The 15,840-nt window shown below is 72.8% G+C and carries 13 protein-coding genes; 7 read left to right on the top strand and 6 right to left on the bottom strand.

The window, feature by feature from the left end; translation table 11 throughout:
* Window positions 1–101: 101 nt before the first annotated feature.
* The gene (locus tag AB0J52_RS08095; protein ID WP_500180843.1) at window positions 102–452 is read right to left on the bottom strand and encodes a DUF4234 domain-containing protein; all 351 of its coding nucleotides are present in this window, start codon (window positions 450–452) and stop codon (window positions 102–104) included.
* A 337-nt stretch (window positions 453–789) separates the two neighbouring features.
* On the opposite strand from AB0J52_RS08095, the gene AB0J52_RS08090 reads away from it, so the two are divergent.
* A complete protein-coding gene (locus AB0J52_RS08090) occupies window positions 790–939 on the top strand; it encodes a hypothetical protein (protein ID WP_500180842.1) in 150 nt (49 codons plus the stop codon).
* Window positions 940–1,045: 106 nt separating this feature from the next.
* On the opposite strand, the gene AB0J52_RS08085 is transcribed toward AB0J52_RS08090, so the two are convergent.
* Window positions 1,046–1,969, bottom strand: coding sequence for a DUF1906 domain-containing protein (locus AB0J52_RS08085; protein ID WP_500180841.1), 924 nt, complete (start codon window positions 1,967–1,969; stop codon window positions 1,046–1,048).
* A gap of 262 nt (window positions 1,970–2,231) precedes the next feature.
* Here AB0J52_RS08085 and AB0J52_RS08080 point away from each other — a divergent pair, with 262 nt between their 5' ends.
* Window positions 2,232–4,199 carry an RNA polymerase sigma factor gene (locus tag AB0J52_RS08080; protein ID WP_500180840.1) on the top strand — a complete coding sequence of 656 codons (1,968 nt, stop codon included), beginning with the start codon at window positions 2,232–2,234 and terminating at the stop codon, window positions 4,197–4,199.
* Here AB0J52_RS08080 and AB0J52_RS08075 read toward each other — a convergent pair.
* Window positions 4,188–4,958: a MerR family transcriptional regulator gene (locus tag AB0J52_RS08075; protein ID WP_500180839.1), complete on the bottom strand. Its 771-nt coding sequence runs from the start codon at window positions 4,956–4,958 to the stop codon at window positions 4,188–4,190. The genes AB0J52_RS08080 and AB0J52_RS08075 overlap by 12 nt on opposite strands.
* 85 nt (window positions 4,959–5,043) lie before the next feature.
* On the opposite strand from AB0J52_RS08075, the gene AB0J52_RS08070 reads away from it, so the two are divergent.
* Window positions 5,044–6,036: an adenylate/guanylate cyclase domain-containing protein gene (locus AB0J52_RS08070; protein WP_500180838.1), complete on the top strand. Its 993-nt coding sequence runs from the start codon at window positions 5,044–5,046 to the stop codon at window positions 6,034–6,036.
* 28 nt (window positions 6,037–6,064) lie between these two features.
* On the opposite strand, the gene AB0J52_RS08065 is transcribed toward AB0J52_RS08070, so the two are convergent.
* Window positions 6,065–6,568, bottom strand: coding sequence for an Lrp/AsnC family transcriptional regulator (locus AB0J52_RS08065; RefSeq protein ID WP_500180837.1), 504 nt, complete (start codon window positions 6,566–6,568; stop codon window positions 6,065–6,067).
* A 146-nt stretch (window positions 6,569–6,714) separates the two neighbouring features.
* Here AB0J52_RS08065 and AB0J52_RS08060 point away from each other — a divergent pair, with 146 nt between their 5' ends.
* From AB0J52_RS08060 to AB0J52_RS08050, 3 genes are all read left to right on the top strand, one after another.
* On the top strand, window positions 6,715–10,278 hold the full coding sequence (locus tag AB0J52_RS08060) for an indolepyruvate ferredoxin oxidoreductase family protein (RefSeq protein ID WP_500180836.1): 3,564 nt from the start codon (window positions 6,715–6,717) through the stop codon (window positions 10,276–10,278).
* A 203-nt stretch (window positions 10,279–10,481) separates the two neighbouring features.
* A complete protein-coding gene (locus tag AB0J52_RS08055) occupies window positions 10,482–11,612 on the top strand; it encodes an acyl-CoA dehydrogenase family protein (RefSeq protein WP_500180835.1) in 1,131 nt (376 codons plus the stop codon).
* Window positions 11,613–11,718: 106 nt separating this feature from the next.
* Window positions 11,719–12,375, top strand: a complete 657-nt coding sequence (locus AB0J52_RS08050; protein ID WP_500180834.1) for an isochorismatase family protein — start codon at window positions 11,719–11,721, stop codon at window positions 12,373–12,375.
* Window positions 12,376–12,411: 36 nt separating this feature from the next.
* Here the strand turns inward: AB0J52_RS08050 and AB0J52_RS08045 are convergent, their stop codons facing one another.
* Window positions 12,412–13,218, bottom strand: coding sequence for a helix-turn-helix domain-containing protein (locus tag AB0J52_RS08045; protein ID WP_500180833.1), 807 nt, complete (start codon window positions 13,216–13,218; stop codon window positions 12,412–12,414).
* Between the two features lie 123 nt (window positions 13,219–13,341).
* Between AB0J52_RS08045 and AB0J52_RS08040 the strand changes: the two genes are divergently transcribed.
* Window positions 13,342–14,355 carry a zinc-dependent alcohol dehydrogenase family protein gene (locus AB0J52_RS08040; RefSeq protein WP_500180832.1) on the top strand — a complete coding sequence of 338 codons (1,014 nt, stop codon included), beginning with the start codon at window positions 13,342–13,344 and terminating at the stop codon, window positions 14,353–14,355.
* 10 nt (window positions 14,356–14,365) lie between these two features.
* On the opposite strand, the gene AB0J52_RS08035 is transcribed toward AB0J52_RS08040, so the two are convergent.
* A partial coding sequence (locus AB0J52_RS08035; RefSeq protein ID WP_500180831.1) for a hypothetical protein occupies window positions 14,366–15,840 on the bottom strand: 1,475 nt, incomplete at its 5' end.

Raw genomic sequence — 15,840 nt, 5'->3', positions numbered from 1 at the left:
GAAACTTTAGACGGATGCTTGTTTCGACGTCAAACTCTTGGACGGCGAACGTTCGCCTGGGAGGGGCGGCGGCGCGTTTCAGGTGCGCGCCGGGCGCCGGATCAGCGCTGGGTGGCGATCTTGTTGAGCTCGCTCTGGTAGTACAGCGGGCCGAAGCCGAAGATCAGCAGCAGGATGCCGACACCGTTGCTGAAGCTGGGCTGGCGGCCGGCGCGGCGCTGCGCCTCGGTGAGGCCGGCGCCGAACTTGATCACCACGATCAGCGGCCAGATGCCGAGCGTGATGAACCCGAACAGCACCGAGCACAGGGCCGAGCCCGCGCTGGACGCGCCGTTCTGGGGGTAGGTGCGGTTGAGCTCGTCGTGGATCTTGTAGATCCAGACGAGGCCGTAGATGCCGAGCGTGATGATCGGCAGGCCGAGCCAGACGGCGAAGATGTTGCGCTGCTTCACGGTGGGGGTTCCTCCGGGGGACATGTCGAAGACCTGCCTATCGCGTGTGCGAACGCGGGGCTGGGCAGGCGTAACGTCGGGGATCACGCGAACCACGGGTGATTCGCGGAGTACGACACCCTTCCGTAGATCACCGCGTCATGCCGCTGATTTTCCGGAATTGCCCGTAAGTGGCCGAAACTGACATGCCGCCGTCATCGCCCGGTGTCCGAACGGTCACCGTCCACCCGGCCGCGCCCCGCCGCGGCCGCCGTTCGGGCCGTCCCCGGAGGTGGCGCGGCAGGTGGCGACGTGTTGCGCCGGGCGGCGGCGCCCTCCGCCACTAGGCTGGGCCGCCGTGACGGTTTCGAGCGATCTTGACGGCGCGACGCGCGCCGACCTGTCCTGCTGCCCGATGTGCGGAACCCTCGTGCGCGAGGCCGATCCCGCGGGGGACGACCTGCTGGCTCTCAGGCCGTGCGGCTGCGTGGTCGAACGCACCGGCTGAGCCGCACTCCGGTTTCAACGGTGATGCCTCCCGCGCACGCGGACGTCGCGTGCGCAGGAGGCACTCGCATGCCGGGCCCGGCATGCGGCCGTAAGCGGAGGGACGGCTACGAGCAGTCCCAGGCGACGTTGACCTGCCCGGCGTCCAGCCGCTGGACGGACACGCCGTCGGTGCTCTTCGGGTCCTTGAACTGGACGACCACCTTCGCCTTGGTGCTGTCCACGGTGATCTGGTCGATGGACCAGCCGTTCTTGTCGTGGATGGCGAGGCGCAGCTTCGCGGGCGGAAGCTGCTGGAGGCCGTTGTCGCAGAGGAAGCCGATCGACTTCACCTCGCCGCGCGGCAGCGAGATCGGGGTGACGGCGTTCGCGCCGTTGATGAGCTGGCCGTAGGGCATCTCGTCCTCTTCCGTCGGAGGGGGCGTCGGGGCCGGCGGGGTGGGGCTGACCCCGACGCGCCACTGGCCGTAGTCGTTGACGGTGGCGCGGTCGTAGTCGACGCCGACGCCGTTCACGACATGGTCGTTGGAGTACTGCTGAAGCTGCGCGCGCTTGTCCCAGCGTCCGCCCGACCAGGCGTAGGTCTGCCAGCCCCAGCGGATCTTCTTGGCGTCGAACGCGCGCTTGACCGGGCCGTATCCGCCGTACAGGCCGACGCGGGCGCGGCCGATGACCGAGGCGGCGCCGTCCAGGTAGGCGTTGATCGCGGCCTGCTGGCCGGACGACGCGTCGAAGTCGACCGCGAAGAAGATCGGGCGGTCGGCGGGCATGCCGCACGCGCGCGCCTGCTTGGCCGCCTCGGTCGCGTCCGCGATTCCGGCGGCGCGGCCGGCGAGGGCGCGCGAGGCGGTGCTCTCCCACACCACGACCAGCCAGATGCCGGCGCGCGAGAGCTGGTCCGCCTCAGCGCGGGTCAGGTTCTTGCCGGAGGTGTCGTGCGAGAGGTACCGGCAGACGAACTTGGCCCCGGCGCGCTTCAACGCACTGGGACCGGGGCGTCCCCAGGCGTAGTCGACGCCGAAGATGCTCATCTCGGCTCCCTCCGTCCTGGTGGGGGTTGGGGGGTGTGCGCCGTCCCGTGGACGGGGCGGTCAGAGGGCACTGTGCCATGTTCACCGCCAGGCTTCACCTGAAACGACCGAGTGGCCGGATTCACAGCCATAGGGAAACCCCTGCGCGGCGATTTTTCCCGGGATCGAATGGTGCTGAAGGGGTACGTGGGTGTATCCAGAGTGGACCCTATTGTCCGGACGTCCCGTGGCGTTCGGCGCCCCGTTCGCTGCGGGAGAGCACATGCCCCGGTGGTCACCGCCCGACGTCGCGACGCGTCGCCTGGTCCGCAGGCTGCACGACGGCGACGCCGACGCCTTGGCCATGCTCTATGACGCCTACGCTGAGCGACTGTTCGATTATGCCGCCGCGATGACCGGTGATTTCCGGGCCGCCGACGAGATCGTGCACGACGCGCTCGTGGACGCGTGGCGACGCGTCCCGCGTATTCGCGACCACGCCAATCTGCGGATCTGGCTGTACGGCGCGGTCCGCCGCCGCTGTCTCCAGCGCGGCCACGCGAGCGAACTCCGCTGGGAGCCGGACCGTCCGTTCCGCTCTCCGAATTCGCGCCGCATCCGCCGCGCCGACGCGCGTCCGAGCGCTGTCCTGCCGCCCACGTCCGAGCTGCGTTCGCTGCTCGAATCGGCCGTCAACCGGTTGGACGCGAACGAGCGTGAAGTGCTTCTGCTGACCGTCCGGCACGGGCTGCACCCTTCTGAGCTGGGACTTCTCTGGGGGCTGTCCGGTCGGCGGGTCGCCGGGCTCGCGAGTTCGGCACGCGGCGAGTTCGAAAGCGCCCTCCGCGATTCCCTCGCCATGGCGGCGAATTCCTGTGCCGACTGGAAGAACGGATGCCGAAAGGCGGACCAGCGTTCTTCACCAGATGCTGCTCCAATGCGTTCATCCGCTTCGCAGGGTGAGCACGATGCCCAGGCGGTGCGCGGCGAAACCGCGAAGCGGAATTCCGCATGGCAGGACGAACGCGACACCGAGGCGGCGTGCAGCAGCGGCGAGTCCGCGGCGTGGTCGTCCGGGCCGTCGCATGGCGTCGGTGGGGACACGTCACTCGCCGAAGCCGGATCGCGTGCGGAGGGCGGGGTGCGGACGCGGTCGCGTGCCCGGGGCCGAGCACGGTCGGTGTTGCGGTTCGAGACTCCGGCTCGGTTCGGACGTCGCGGTGGGGGGAGCACGCGCCCGGATCCGGGCTCGGGAAGCGGACGGCATGCGGCGACTCCCGCGCGGTCCAGGCACGGGGACGCGTCCCGGCCGGGCGGACGGCGCGCCGAGTCCGAGGCCGTCCACGCGGACATCATCGACAGCGCGCTCGACGAGCACATCCGCGGATGCGCGGCGTGCCGGGCGCGCGGGCAGGTCCGGGCCGCTGGCCTGCTAGTGCTCGCGCCCGCGCCGGAGCCGAGCGAGGCGTTGCGGCGACGCGTCCTGCACACCGCGACGGACCCCGAGCTGGCCGGATACCGTGCCGACATCGCGGCGCGCGGCGGTGCGCTGACCCCCGACGGGCTTCCGACGCAGCCGGACGTCGCGTCCCCCTACGCGCGCCGCTGGATGTTCGCGACCGGCGGGATCGGCGGTGCGCTGGTCACCGCGCTCGCCGCGATCCTGTTCATGGGGTCGCAGCTCGGCGTCCCGACGTTCGACTGGCCGCTGCGCCCGCTGCCGTCGGTGACGGCGACGTCGCCGAAGCAGCAGCCGGGTCGCGACAGCCGTCCACAGGCCCGCGGACCGGCGGGCGGCGGCGGGGCGCAGCCGCCGTCGCCCCAGTTCGGCGACCCCTCCAAGCCGCCCTCCCCCGGAGCCCCGGAAACCCCCGGCACCCCCGCGGTCCCCGGACGGCCGCCCGCGGCGAGCCCCCCGCCGGGCGGGACGCCGCCCTCCTCGCCTCCGCCGACGACGCGCCCGGGCGTGCTGAAGGTGCTGACGACCCGGCTCGAACTGTACGGACGCAGCTCCGGGACGGTCCGCCTCAGGGCAGAGAACGGCCCGGTCACGTGGACCGGGACGTCGTCCAGCCCGCAGCTCACGCTGGAGGACCAGAGCGGCGGCCTGTCCCGCGACGGTTCACGGGACCTGCTCGTCACGCTGCACACCGGGCTGGTCAACCTGCCGGGACGCGCCACCCTCACCTTCGCCGGCCCGCACGGCCCGGCGCAGCGGGTCACCGTCGTCTGGGGCGTCTCACTCCTCTGACGCGCCCGCCGCCGCGAGGTGGTCGCTGAGGGTTTCGAGCTGCTCGCCGAGGGCCGCCTGGACGCGGGTCTCCATCGCGCGGGCGATGAACGGGTCGACGACCATCTTCACCAGCGGGCGCATGCGGCGGACGACCTCGGCGACCTCGCCCAGCTCCTCGCCGCTCGGGCCGGGCCCGTCCTCCAGGCGGCGGAACACGTGCTCGTGCACCAGGTCGACGAAGCGCCCGGCGATGACGTCGCAGTCGTCCCGGATCTGGTGGGCGATGTCGAACACGGCCTCCAGCGGGATGCCGGCGGCGACCAGCTCGGCGCCGACGTGCAGCAGCCGCGGGGACGGCACCCGGAAGACATCGCCGTCCGGCTCCACGAACCCCAGCCCGACGGCCCGTTCCAGATCGGCCGCGACCTGCTCCTCGTCGCGGTCCGGGCCGAACGTCGCGACCAGCTCGTCCAGCGTGACCGTGCCGGGGATCTCGTCCGACCACGGATCGGTGAGGACCTTCTCCAGGCCGAGCACGTCGCCGACGTCGCGGCCGGTCTCCCAGGCGGCGAGCAGGTCCTTGATGATGACCGAGGAGTAGCCGCGCGCGAGCAGCTTGCCGATCAGGCGCAGCCGGGCGAGGTGGCTGTCGTCGTAGAAGCCGACGCGCCCCTCGAGCCGCGGCGGCGGCAGCAGCCCCCGGTCCTGGTACGCGCGGATGTTGCGGACGGTCGTCCCCGCCGCCCGTGCGAGCTCGTCGATCCGGTACCCGGCCATGACCCCGCCTCCGCTGCTTGACCCGCGTCGATCTTACGCGCCACCCTTGGCACATCGCCGGATGAGACATCGCGAGGTGGACAGGGTGGTCGATCCCCGGGTCGCGCAGGAGATCGAGGAGACGCTGCTCGCCGACTCCCTGAAGTACACCCGGGCGGAGGTCGAGGAGCTCGCCGGGATGCCGCCCGAGAAGGCCCGGCGGATCTGGCGGACGCTCGGCTTCCCCGCCCCGTCCGACGACGAGGTCGCGTTCACCGAGGGCGACGTCCGCGCGCTGGTCGAGATCGAGCGGCTCGTCGCGGACGGCCTGGTGGACGAGGAGGGCATGCTCCAGCTCGTCCGCGCCGTCGGCCAGACGATGGGCCGGCTGGCGAGCTGGGTCATCGACGTCTGGCTGCCGACCGCCGCGGCCCGCCTGCCCGAGGACGCCGACCTCAGCCCGGAGGCCATGCACGCCGTCCTCGGGGCCACCGACCAGCTTCGGCCCCGGTTCGAGTGGCTGCTGCTGCACGGCTGGCGCCGCCAGCTCGCCGCCGCCGGGCTGCGCGTCGCGGCCGCGGGCGGCGACGCGTCCGGCGACACGGCGCTCGGCGTCACCCGGCTCGCGGTCGGCTTCGCCGACATCGTCTCGTTCACCTCGCTCAGCCGCCGGATGCCGGGTCCGGCGCTCGCCGAGTTCGTCGAGCGCTTCGAGTCCGTCACCGCCGAAACGGTCGCCGAGCTGGGCGGACGCATCGTCAAGACGCTCGGCGACGAGGCGTTCTTCGTCGCCCCGGATCCGCGTGCGGTCGCCGAGATCGGCCTCCGCCTCGCCGAGCGGCACACGAGCGACCCCGACTTCCCCGTCGTCCGCGTCGGGCTGGCCTATGGCGAGGTCGTGCTCCGTCTGGGCGACGTCTTCGGCACTCCGGTCAACCTCGCGGCGCGCCTCACCGCCGCCGCCCACCGGGGCACGATCCTCATCGACACGCCGTTGGCCACCGAACTCGCCGATGCGGGCTACGACATCGGTCCGCTGCGTCCCCGGCACCTCCAGGGGCTGGGCCGAGTCCGCCCGCACCGGCTGCGCCGCCCCTGACCGTCCTGATCTTGTACCGCCGCCCCCCTCAGGGCGTGGAGCGGGGGCGGTTGGCGGACGAGCCGAACGGGCGGGTGGGGGTCATCGGGTCGACGTCGGAGCGGGTCCAGACGTCCATGACCATGAGGGTCTTGGTGCCGGTCACGTTGCCCGCGCGGCGGAGGGTGTCGATGACCTGCTGGAGGTGGCGCATGTCGCGGGCGCGGATGCTGACCAGGGCGTCCGGGTCGCCGGCCGTGGTGTAGATCGCCTGGACCTCGGGGGCGACCGTGGCGGTGCGGATGATCTCGCTGACCGGGGCGGACCCGGCGTAGCGCAGCTCGGTGAACGCCTCGATGCCCCAGCCGAGCTTGGCGTAGTCGATCTGGGCGGTGAAGCCGGTGATGACGCCGAGCTCGCGCAGCCGGTCCACGCGGCGCTTGACGGCGGCGACGGAGAGGCCGACCTTCTCGGCCATCTCGGAGAAGGTGCGGCGGGCGTCCTGGCGGAGCAGGCGCAGCAGCGCGTGGTCGATGTCGTCGAGCTCGGCCATCGGGGCTCCTCACGCAAAGTGCACGGCGAAATGCCTGCTCCGAGTATAAATCCTTGCGTCTTGTGGGCTGTATGTCGGCAGTTACTTGCGTTCGTCCGTTTCGAGGTGATGTGCTCCGCGCCACAGGGCGGGAACGAGGAGGTTCGATGGGCGTCCGGCTTGACGACAGGTACACCGCGCACGAGGGGCGAGTACTGATCTCGGGCGTCCAGGCCCTGGTGCGGCTGACCCTGGAACAGCGGTGGCTCGACGAGGCGCGCGGCTTCGACACGCGCGCGTTCGTCTCCGGCTACCAGGGGTCGCCCCTCGGCGGCGTCGACCTCGAGATGGGCCGCGCCGCGAAGTTCCTGGACGAGGCCGGGGTGGTCTTCCAGGCGGGGCTCAACGAGGAGCTCGCCGCCACCGCCGTCGCCGGGACCCAGTTGCTCGGCCAGGTGCCGGGCCGCCGCCACGAGGGCGTCACCGGGTACTGGTACGGCAAGAACCCCGGCCTCGACCGGGCCGCCGACGCCATCCGGCACGCGCAGCTCGCCGGGACCGCCGCCGTCGGGGGCGCGGTCGCGTGGATCGGGGACGACCCCGCCAGCAAGTCGTCCACGGTGCCGAGCTCGTGCGAGCCGATGGCGCAGTCGCTCGCGCTGCCGCTGCTCGCGCCGGGCACCGTCGCGGAGATCATCGAGTTCGGCCTGCACGCCGTCGCGCTGTCCCGCGCCAGCGGCCTCTGGGCCGGCCTGAAGATCGTCGCCGACATCGCCGACGCGTCCGCCGTGGTGGACCTGGAGGAGATCCGCCGCAACATCCCGATGCCCGTCCGGGAGGAGCGCGAGGTCCCGACGCTGGTCGGTCCCGCCTCCCTGGACGCCGAGCACGACATGCTCACCCGGCGGCTCGACATCGCCCGCGCCTACGCCCGCGAGGCCGGCCTCAACCGCATCACGTTCGGCGAGGCCAACACCGCGCTCGGCATCATCGCGTCCGGCACCCAGTACGCCGTCGTCCAGCGCGCCCTCACCGACCTCGGCCTGGACGAGGCCGCGATGAACGACCTCGGCCTGCGCCTCATCCGGCTCGGCATGCCGTTCCCGCTCGACGACGCCGAGCTGGCCCGCATGACCGCCGACCTGGACCAGGTCCTCGTCGTCGAGGACAAGGTGCCCTTCCTCGAACAGCACCTCAAGGCCGTCCTCTACGACCACGCCGACGCCGCCCACCGCGCCCTGGCCACCGCCGGGGCCTCCGCGGGCGGCTCCGCCTCTGCGGAGGGCATGGCGGCGGCCGGGACGAAGGTGCCCCGGGTCATCGGACGGCGCGGCACGGACGGCAAGGAGCTGCTGCCCACGCGCGGGACGGTCGGCTCCGAGGACGTCGTGCGCGCGCTGGTCGCCCGCTTCGGCGAGGACCGGCTGCCCAAGGCCGCGGTCGTGCTGCGGCAGCCGCGCAAGAAGGCGCGGGTCTCGCTGCCGGTCGTGGCCGCCCGCACGCCGTACTTCTGCTCGGGCTGCCCGCACAACGCGTCCACCAAGGCGTCGGACGACACGCTCGTCGGCGTCGGCATCGGCTGCCACGTGATGATCGCGCTGGACGGCGCGGGCCGCGGCAACCAGCTCGGCCTCACCCAGATGGGCGGCGAGGGCACCCAGTGGATCGGCCTCGCGCCGTTCACCGCCGACAAGCACTTCGTGCAGAACCTCGGCGACGGCACGTTCCACCACTCGGGTTCGCTGGCGATCCGCGCCGCCGTCGCCGCCGGCGTCACGATGACCTACAAGCTGCTGTACAACGACGCCGTCGCCATGACCGGCGGGCAGACCGCCGAGGGCCGCCTGGACATCCCGACGCTGACCCGCTGGCTCGCGCTGGAGGGCGTCCGCCGCGTGGTGATCACCACGGACTCCCCGGCCGACTACCGGGGCGTGGCGCTCGACCCGATCGCGCACGTCCGGCACCGCGACGACCTGCCCGAGGTGAACACCGAGCTGGCCGCGGTGGACGGCGTGACCGTGCTGATCCACGACGACCGGTGCGCCGCCGAGGAGCGCCGCCTGCGCAAGCGCGGCAAGCTCCCGACGCCGGCCGAGAAGGTGCTGATCAACGAGCGGGTGTGCGAGGGCTGCGGGGACTGCGGCGACCAGTCGACCTGCCTCTCGGTGCAGCCGGTGGAGACCGAGTTCGGCCGCAAGACCCGCATCCACCAGCCGTCCTGCAACACCGACTTCTCCTGCCTCAAGGGCGACTGCCCGTCCTTCCTGCTGGTCGAGCCGGGGACGCGCGCTAAGCGGGAGCTGCCCGCGCTGCCGGTCGCGCTGACCGAGCCCGTCCGCCGGTTCGGCGACGCCGACGTGCTGCTCCGCATGCCCGGCATCGGCGGCACCGGCGTCGTCACCGTCTCGCAGATCCTGCAGATGGCGGCCCGGCTGGACGGCTCCTACGCCGCCGGCCTGGAGCAGACCGGACTGGCGCAGAAGGGCGGCCCGGTCGTCAGCGACCTGCGCTTCTCCACCCGCCCGGTGCCCGGAGCGCTGCGCGCCACCCGGGGCACCGCCGACGTCCTGCTCGGCTTCGACCTGCTCGGCGCCGCGGCAGACAGCAACCTCGCCACCGCCGAGCCCGGCCGGACGGTCGCGGTCGTCAACACCGCGCTCGTCCCGACCGCGGCGATGGTCACCGGCCGCGTGGCGCTGCCCGGCTCCCCGGACGAGGCGCTGAAGCGCGTCGAGTCGGCCACCGGCACCGCCGACAACCTGTACCTGGACGCGCAGGGCATCGCCGAGAAGCTGTTCGGCGACAACATGCCCGCCAACATGGTGCTGGTCGGCGCCGCCTACCAGCACGGCTGCCTCCCGGTCTCCGCCGACGCGATCGAGGACGCCATCCGGCTCAACGGCGCGGCCGTCGACAAGAACCTGGCCGCGTTCCGCTGGGGCCGGGCCGCCGCGCTGGACATCAAGGCCGTCCTGGCCGCGGTCGCGCCCCCGGCGCGTCCGCTGATCGAGCTCACGCCGGTCGCCCGGACCATCGCCAAGCAGGTCGCCCCCGCGATGGGCGGGGCGGAGCTGGAGGAGGCCCTGAGCATTCGGGTCGCCGACCTGATCGAGTTCCAGAACGAGAACTACGCGCGCAGCTACGCCGAGGACGTCCGGCGGGTCACCGCGCTCGCCGCCGAGCGCGTCGACGAGGACGCGGCCCTGCGCGTCGGCCTCGCCTACGCCACCTCCCTCCACAAGCTCATGGCCTACAAGGACGAGTACGAGGTCGCCCGCCTGCACCTGGACCCGGTCGAGCGGGCCAAGCGCGAGGAGGAGTTCGGCCCGGACGCCAAGGTCTCGGTCATGCTGCACCCGCCGGTCCTCCGCGCCCTCGGCATGAAGCGGAAGATCCGGCTGACCCGGACCGCACCGGTCGCGTTCCGCGCCCTGCGCGCCGCGCGCGGCCTGCGCGGCACCAGCCTGGACCTGTTCGGCTACGCCGAGGTGCGCCGGATCGAGCGCGAGCTCGTCCAGGAGTACCGCGGCATGGTGCGGGACGCCCTGACCCACCTCACCCCCGGCACCGTCGCCGCCGTGGTCGACCTCGTGCGGCTGCCCGAGACCGTCCGCGGCTACGAGGACATCAAGCTCGCCCGCGTCGCCGAGTACCGCGAGCGCGCCCACGCCGCGCTCGCCGCCCTCGCCGGCGCGGACCGGGCGGACCGTCCGCACCAGCTCGCCTGAGCCACCCGCCCGAACCAACCTCCCCGTGCCGGTGCGTCTGGGAGGCGCACCGGCCGGGGACGCCGCACCCCGTCGCCGGTCCCGACAGACCGCGGACGGGGTGTTCCGCTTGGTCCGGGCGCCCGCCGGGAAGGCCGGGCCGCGAACTGTGCACGACTTCGTGACAGGGTGAGAGCGCCTGTGGGTTCCTCTGGAGGAAGACAATGACCGTCGAACGTCTACTGCCGAGCGATGAAGCGCGTGACCTCATCGCCCTGACGCGCGAGCTCGCCGACAAGGAGCTCCTGACGCGCGTGACCGAGCACGAGCGCAACGAGACCTATCCCGAGGGCCTCTTCGCGATGCTCGGCGAAGCGGGCCTGCTCGGCCTGCCGTACCCGGAGGAGTACGGCGGAGGCGGCCAGCCCTACGAGGTCTACCTCCAGGTCATCGAGGAGCTCTCGGCGCGCTGGGCGGCCGTCGCGGTCGCGACCAGCGTCCACACCCTCTCGTGCTTCCCCGTGTTCACCCACGGGACGGCCGAGCAGAAGGACCGCTGGCTTCCGGACATGCTCGGCGGACGCCTCATCGGCGGCTACAGCCTGTCCGAACCGCACGCGGGCTCGGACGCGGCCGCCCTGACCTGCAAGGCCGAGCGGGTCGTCGGCGGCTACCGGATCAACGGCACCAAGTCGTGGATCACCCACGGCGGACGCGCCGACTTCTACTCGCTGTTCGCCCGCACCGGCGACACGATCTCCTGCTTCCTGGCCCCCGGCCAGGCCGAGGGCCTCAGCTTCGGCCGTCCGGAGGAGAAGATGGGGCTGCACGCCGTCCCCACGACCACCGCGAACTGGGACGGCGCGCTGATCGAGGACGCCCGCCTCATCGGCGCGGAGGGCGACGGCCTCCGGATCGCCTTCAGCGCCCTGGACTCGGGCCGCCTCGGCATCGCCGCCTGCGCCGTCGGCCTCGCGCAGGCCGCGCTCGACCACGCCGTCGCCTACGCCAAGGAGCGCACCACCTTCGGCCGCCGCATCATCGACCACCAGGGCCTCGGCTTCCTGCTGGCCGACATGGCCGCCGCCGTGACGTCCGCCCGCGCCACCTACCTGGACGCGGCCCGCCGCCGCGACCTGGGCCTGCCGTACTCGCGCGAGGCGTCGGTCGCCAAGCTCACCGCCACCGACGCCGCCATGAAGGTCACCACGGACGCCGTCCAGGTCCTCGGCGGCAACGGCTACACCCGCGACTTCCCCGTGGAGCGCTTCATGCGCGAGGCCAAGATCATGCAGATCTTCGAGGGCACCAACCAGATCCAGCGCCTGGTCATCGCCCGCTCCCTGGCCCGCTGACCAGCCCGGACGAGCCGCGGCCCACCCGTCCGAGCGCACAGAGCCCCACACCAAGGCTCTGTGCGCTCGCAGAGGCCCTGGGCGCAGCCCGTGCATGATGGGGAACGTGGCGCGAACGCACCTGTGGCGGATCGACCCCCGCGAGTACGCCAGGCATGAGGCCCGGCGCGGACGACGGCACGCGTTCACCGGGCTGAGCCCGGCCCGGACGGCTCTGGTCGTGATCGACATGGTGCCGTTCTTCGTCGCGCGGAACCCGTACTGCCTGGGCATCGTCCCCAACATCGCGCGCATCGCCGACGCTCTTCGAGTCGCCGGTGGGACGGTCGCGTGGGTGGTTCCAGGCGTCCCCGAACCTCTGGCCGTCAAGGCGGAGTTCCATGGCCCGGACGCCGCCGAGGTGTTCCGGACGTCGGGCGGCACAGGCCCCGTCTCTCAGCGGCTCTGGTCGGAACTCACGCCGGGCCTCGCGGACCTTCTGCTGGAGAAGACCGCGCCCAGCGCCTTCTTCCCCGGCCGCTGCCCGCTCCCGGACGAACTGGCCGGACGCGCGATCGACACGGTGCTCATCGCGGGCACCGTCACCAACGTGTGCTGCGAGTCGTCCGCCCGGGACGCCGCCACCCTGGGCTTTCGCACGATCATGGTCGCGGACGCCAACGCCGCCCGCCGCGACGCCGAGCACAACGCGACGCTGCACACCTTCTACCGGAGTTTCGGCGACGTCCGCTCGACCGATGACGTCCTCTCCCTGATCGGCTGACGACGAGCGGCTGTCGCGCCCGCACGGAGCGGAGGTCTAGGCGCGGTCGGGGTGGGCGGTGGTGGCGCGGGCTCGGAGGAGGTCGGCGGTCGCCTCGTCGGCCGGGAGGAACGCCTCCAGGTGGAGTTCGGCGAGCGTGACGTCGGTCGCGGTCGCGAACGAGGTCAGCGTGGTGATCAGGCGCAGCTCGCCGGCCGCCGTCGTCAGCCGCATCGGGACGGCGAAGCCGAGGTGGTCGGGGCCGACCGGGGTGTCGGGGACGTATCCGGCGAGTTCGGCGACGAAGTCGTCGAGGCGCGGGTCGGGGCTGCGGCGGGCCCGGGCGCGGAGGTTCTCGATGACGTGCCGGCCCCATTCGTCCATGTTCACGACCCGCGCGCCCATCCCCTCCGGGTGGAGCATGAGCCGCAGCATGTTGACCGGCGGCTTGAGCAGCTCGGGCGTCGCGTCCTCCATGAAGACCTCGACGGCGTCGTTGGCCGCCACGACCTGGCCGTACGGCCCGACCACCAGCGCGGGATACGGCGAGTGGCCGCGCAGGATCTGTTCCAGCGCGGTCCGCACCGGACGCAACGCCGCCTCGTCCAGCCCGGACTCGGTGAACGCCGGCGCGTAACCGGCCGTCGTCAGCAGCTCGTTCCGCTCTCGCAGCGACAGACCGAGGGATTCGGCCAGCCGGATCACGATCGCGCGGCCCGGACGCGACCGGCCGCTCTCGATGAAGCTCAGATGCCGCTGCGTCGTGCCCGCGCGGATGGCGAGTTCCAGCTGGCTGACGCGTCGCACCGAACGCCAGTGCTTCAGTTCCGTCCCGACGGCGTTCCGCTCGGTTGTGCTGATCACCGCTCCTTTGTACCGGTCCGTCCGAGCGCTGGACGATTCCCTCGGGGGAATTGTCCGGCCCTCGCCCCCGCCCGGACGATCTTGCCTCGACGGACTTCGACAGGCTTCGACGGAAGGGCCGATATGAAGAGCTACCGCCTCGATCCGGGTCACGGACTCGCCGGGCTGCGGATCCACGAGCAGGACGAGCCCACTCCCGGGCGCGGGCAGGTCGTGGTGCGGGTCCGCGCGAACTCGATCGGTTTCCGCGACCTGAAGGTCCTGAACGGCACCTATGTCCTGCCGGTCACTCCTGGAGTGGTGCCCGGCTGCGAGGGCGCCGGGGAGGTCGTGGCCGTCGGCGAAGGCGTCACCCGGTTCGGGCCGGGCGACCGGGTCGCGGCCACCGTCTTCCCGCGCTGGCTGGACGGTCCGTTCCGGCTGGAGAACGCCGCCCAGCTCGGCACGGTGATCGACGGGGTGCTCACGGAGTACGCGGTGCTCGACGAGGACGGCGTCGTCCCGGTTCCGGAGCACCTCTCGTACGAGGAGGCCGCCGCGTTCCCGCTCGCCGCGGTGACCGCGTGGAACGCCCTGACCAGCGGTGACGCGCTCCGTCCGGGCGCGACCGTGCTGACGCTCGGATCGGGGGCCGTGTCGCTGTTCGTGCTGCTGTTCGCCAAGCTGGCGGGCGCGCGGGTGATCGTCACGACGTCCGGGCCGGCCAAGGCCGCCCGGCTCCGCGAGCTCGGCGCGGACGAGGTGATCAACTACCGGGAGGTCCCCGCCTGGGACGAGACCGTCCGCGACCTGACGGGCGGTGAGGGCGTGGACCGTGTCGTGGACGCGACCGGCCCGCTGACCAGGTCGCTGAGGGCGGTCGCGTTCAGCGGTTCGGTCTCGTTCGTCGGCCACTGGCTGTCCGGCGACGAGGGGGCGGAGCCGATCACCCCCTCGGCCCTGTTCTCGGCGGGCACGGCGCTGCACCGCATCGCCACGGGCAGCCGCGCCCACTTCCTCGACCTGAACCGCGCCGTCGCGACCCACCGGCTGCGTCCCGTCATCGACCGCGTGTTCCCGTTCGAGAAGCTCCACGACGCCTTCGCGTACTGCGAGTCCGGCGGCGGCTTCGGCAAGATCATCATTTCCCACGGCTGAGCCAGGCCGGTCACCCGGCTCCGGCGAGTCCGGCCAGGACGACGCCCGCCGCGCCCCCGGCGGTCAGGACGCCCGCGAGCGCCAGCAGCGCGTACTCCTGGAGGACGAACCGGAGGGCCTGCGGGCGGGTCGTGCCGATCCGGCGGAGGAGGGCCAGCTCGCGGCGGCGTCCGGAGATCGCGGTGGCGGCCGTCGCGACGGTTCCGATCGCGCCGTAGACACCGGCGATGCCGATCATCACCAGCAGCCCGACGCGGGTCTGCTCGGCCTGGCGGTCGCTGACGGCGGCCGTCCACCGGGAGATGGTGACGACCTTGGCGGCCGGTGTGTCGAAGGCACGGACGTCCGGCCCGGCACCCGGCTGCCGCAGCGCCGCCCGCACCGCCGGGGCGGCCAGGGCGTCGGCGCGCAGGTAGACACGGTCGGGCCCGGCGGCGCTACCGGTGCGGTGCGGGCCGAGGACGATACGCGGACCGCCCGGCTCGGCATCGAAGACGGCCGTGACCCGCAGCGTCGCCGGCGTCCCATCGGCCAGCCACAACCGCGTGCTCTCCCCGACGCGCTTGTGCCACGAGCGGTCGAGCGCCACGGTCGCGTCGGTCAGGCCGTCGAGTGACCCCTCCCGGACGCGCAGCCCTAGCACCGCCGGGGAGTCGACGGCGATCGCGGAGAACGGCACGGGCGTCGGCGCTTCGAGATGGAACGGCGTCAGCGCGGGCTCGCGCATGAGCACGCTCGTCTCGGTGACGGCGGTCGCCGACACTCCCGGCACCGCTCGGACGCGCGTGACCAGCGCGGCGGGCAGCCCGCCGCCTCCCGACGGCAGGACCACCAGGTCCGCGTGCGCGGCCTGGTCGCGCACGCCCCGGCTCTTGACCTCCTGGGCGACGTCCGTCGCGCCGAGGACCGCCAGCGTGAGACCGAGAGTGATCACCAGCGGGACGATCGTCCCGGCGGCCACGCGGGGGGCGGCGGCCACCCGCTCACGTGCCAGCACCGATCCAGGCCCCGCACCCCGCACAAATGGCCAGGTCAGAAGCTTGAGGAGCGAGGGAAGCACGGTGGGTGCCAGCAGGGCGGCGCCGCCGACGACCAGCAGCGCGAGTTCGACGTCGGTCTTGGCGTCCAGCACGGTCTCGGGCGACACGAGCGCGATCGCCACCAGCAGCGCCGCCCCGCAGCCGAACGCGGCGAGTCCCAGCAGACGGCGCGGCGTGCCCGAACGGCGGGGTTCGACGTCCGCCTCACGCATCGCCTCGGCCGGACGGATGGTCGCCGCACGCACCGAGGCCGCCACGACCGCCAACAGGGCGACCAGCACACCGGCCACGAACGCGAGCCCCAGCGGCCCGGCCGACTCGACACCGCGCGGGACCTCGAACCATGCGGGCGCCATGTTCTTCCCGGCCAGCCACCGCGCCAGCAGCGGGCCGCCGGCCAGACCGAGAACGCACCCCACGGCCGACCCCGCCACACCGACCAGGA

Source organism: Spirillospora sp. NPDC049652, from assembly GCF_040675125.1.
Lineage (GTDB): Bacteria > Actinomycetota > Actinomycetes > Streptosporangiales > Streptosporangiaceae > Spirillospora.
This window is presented reverse-complemented; position numbering and strand designations above follow the sequence as displayed.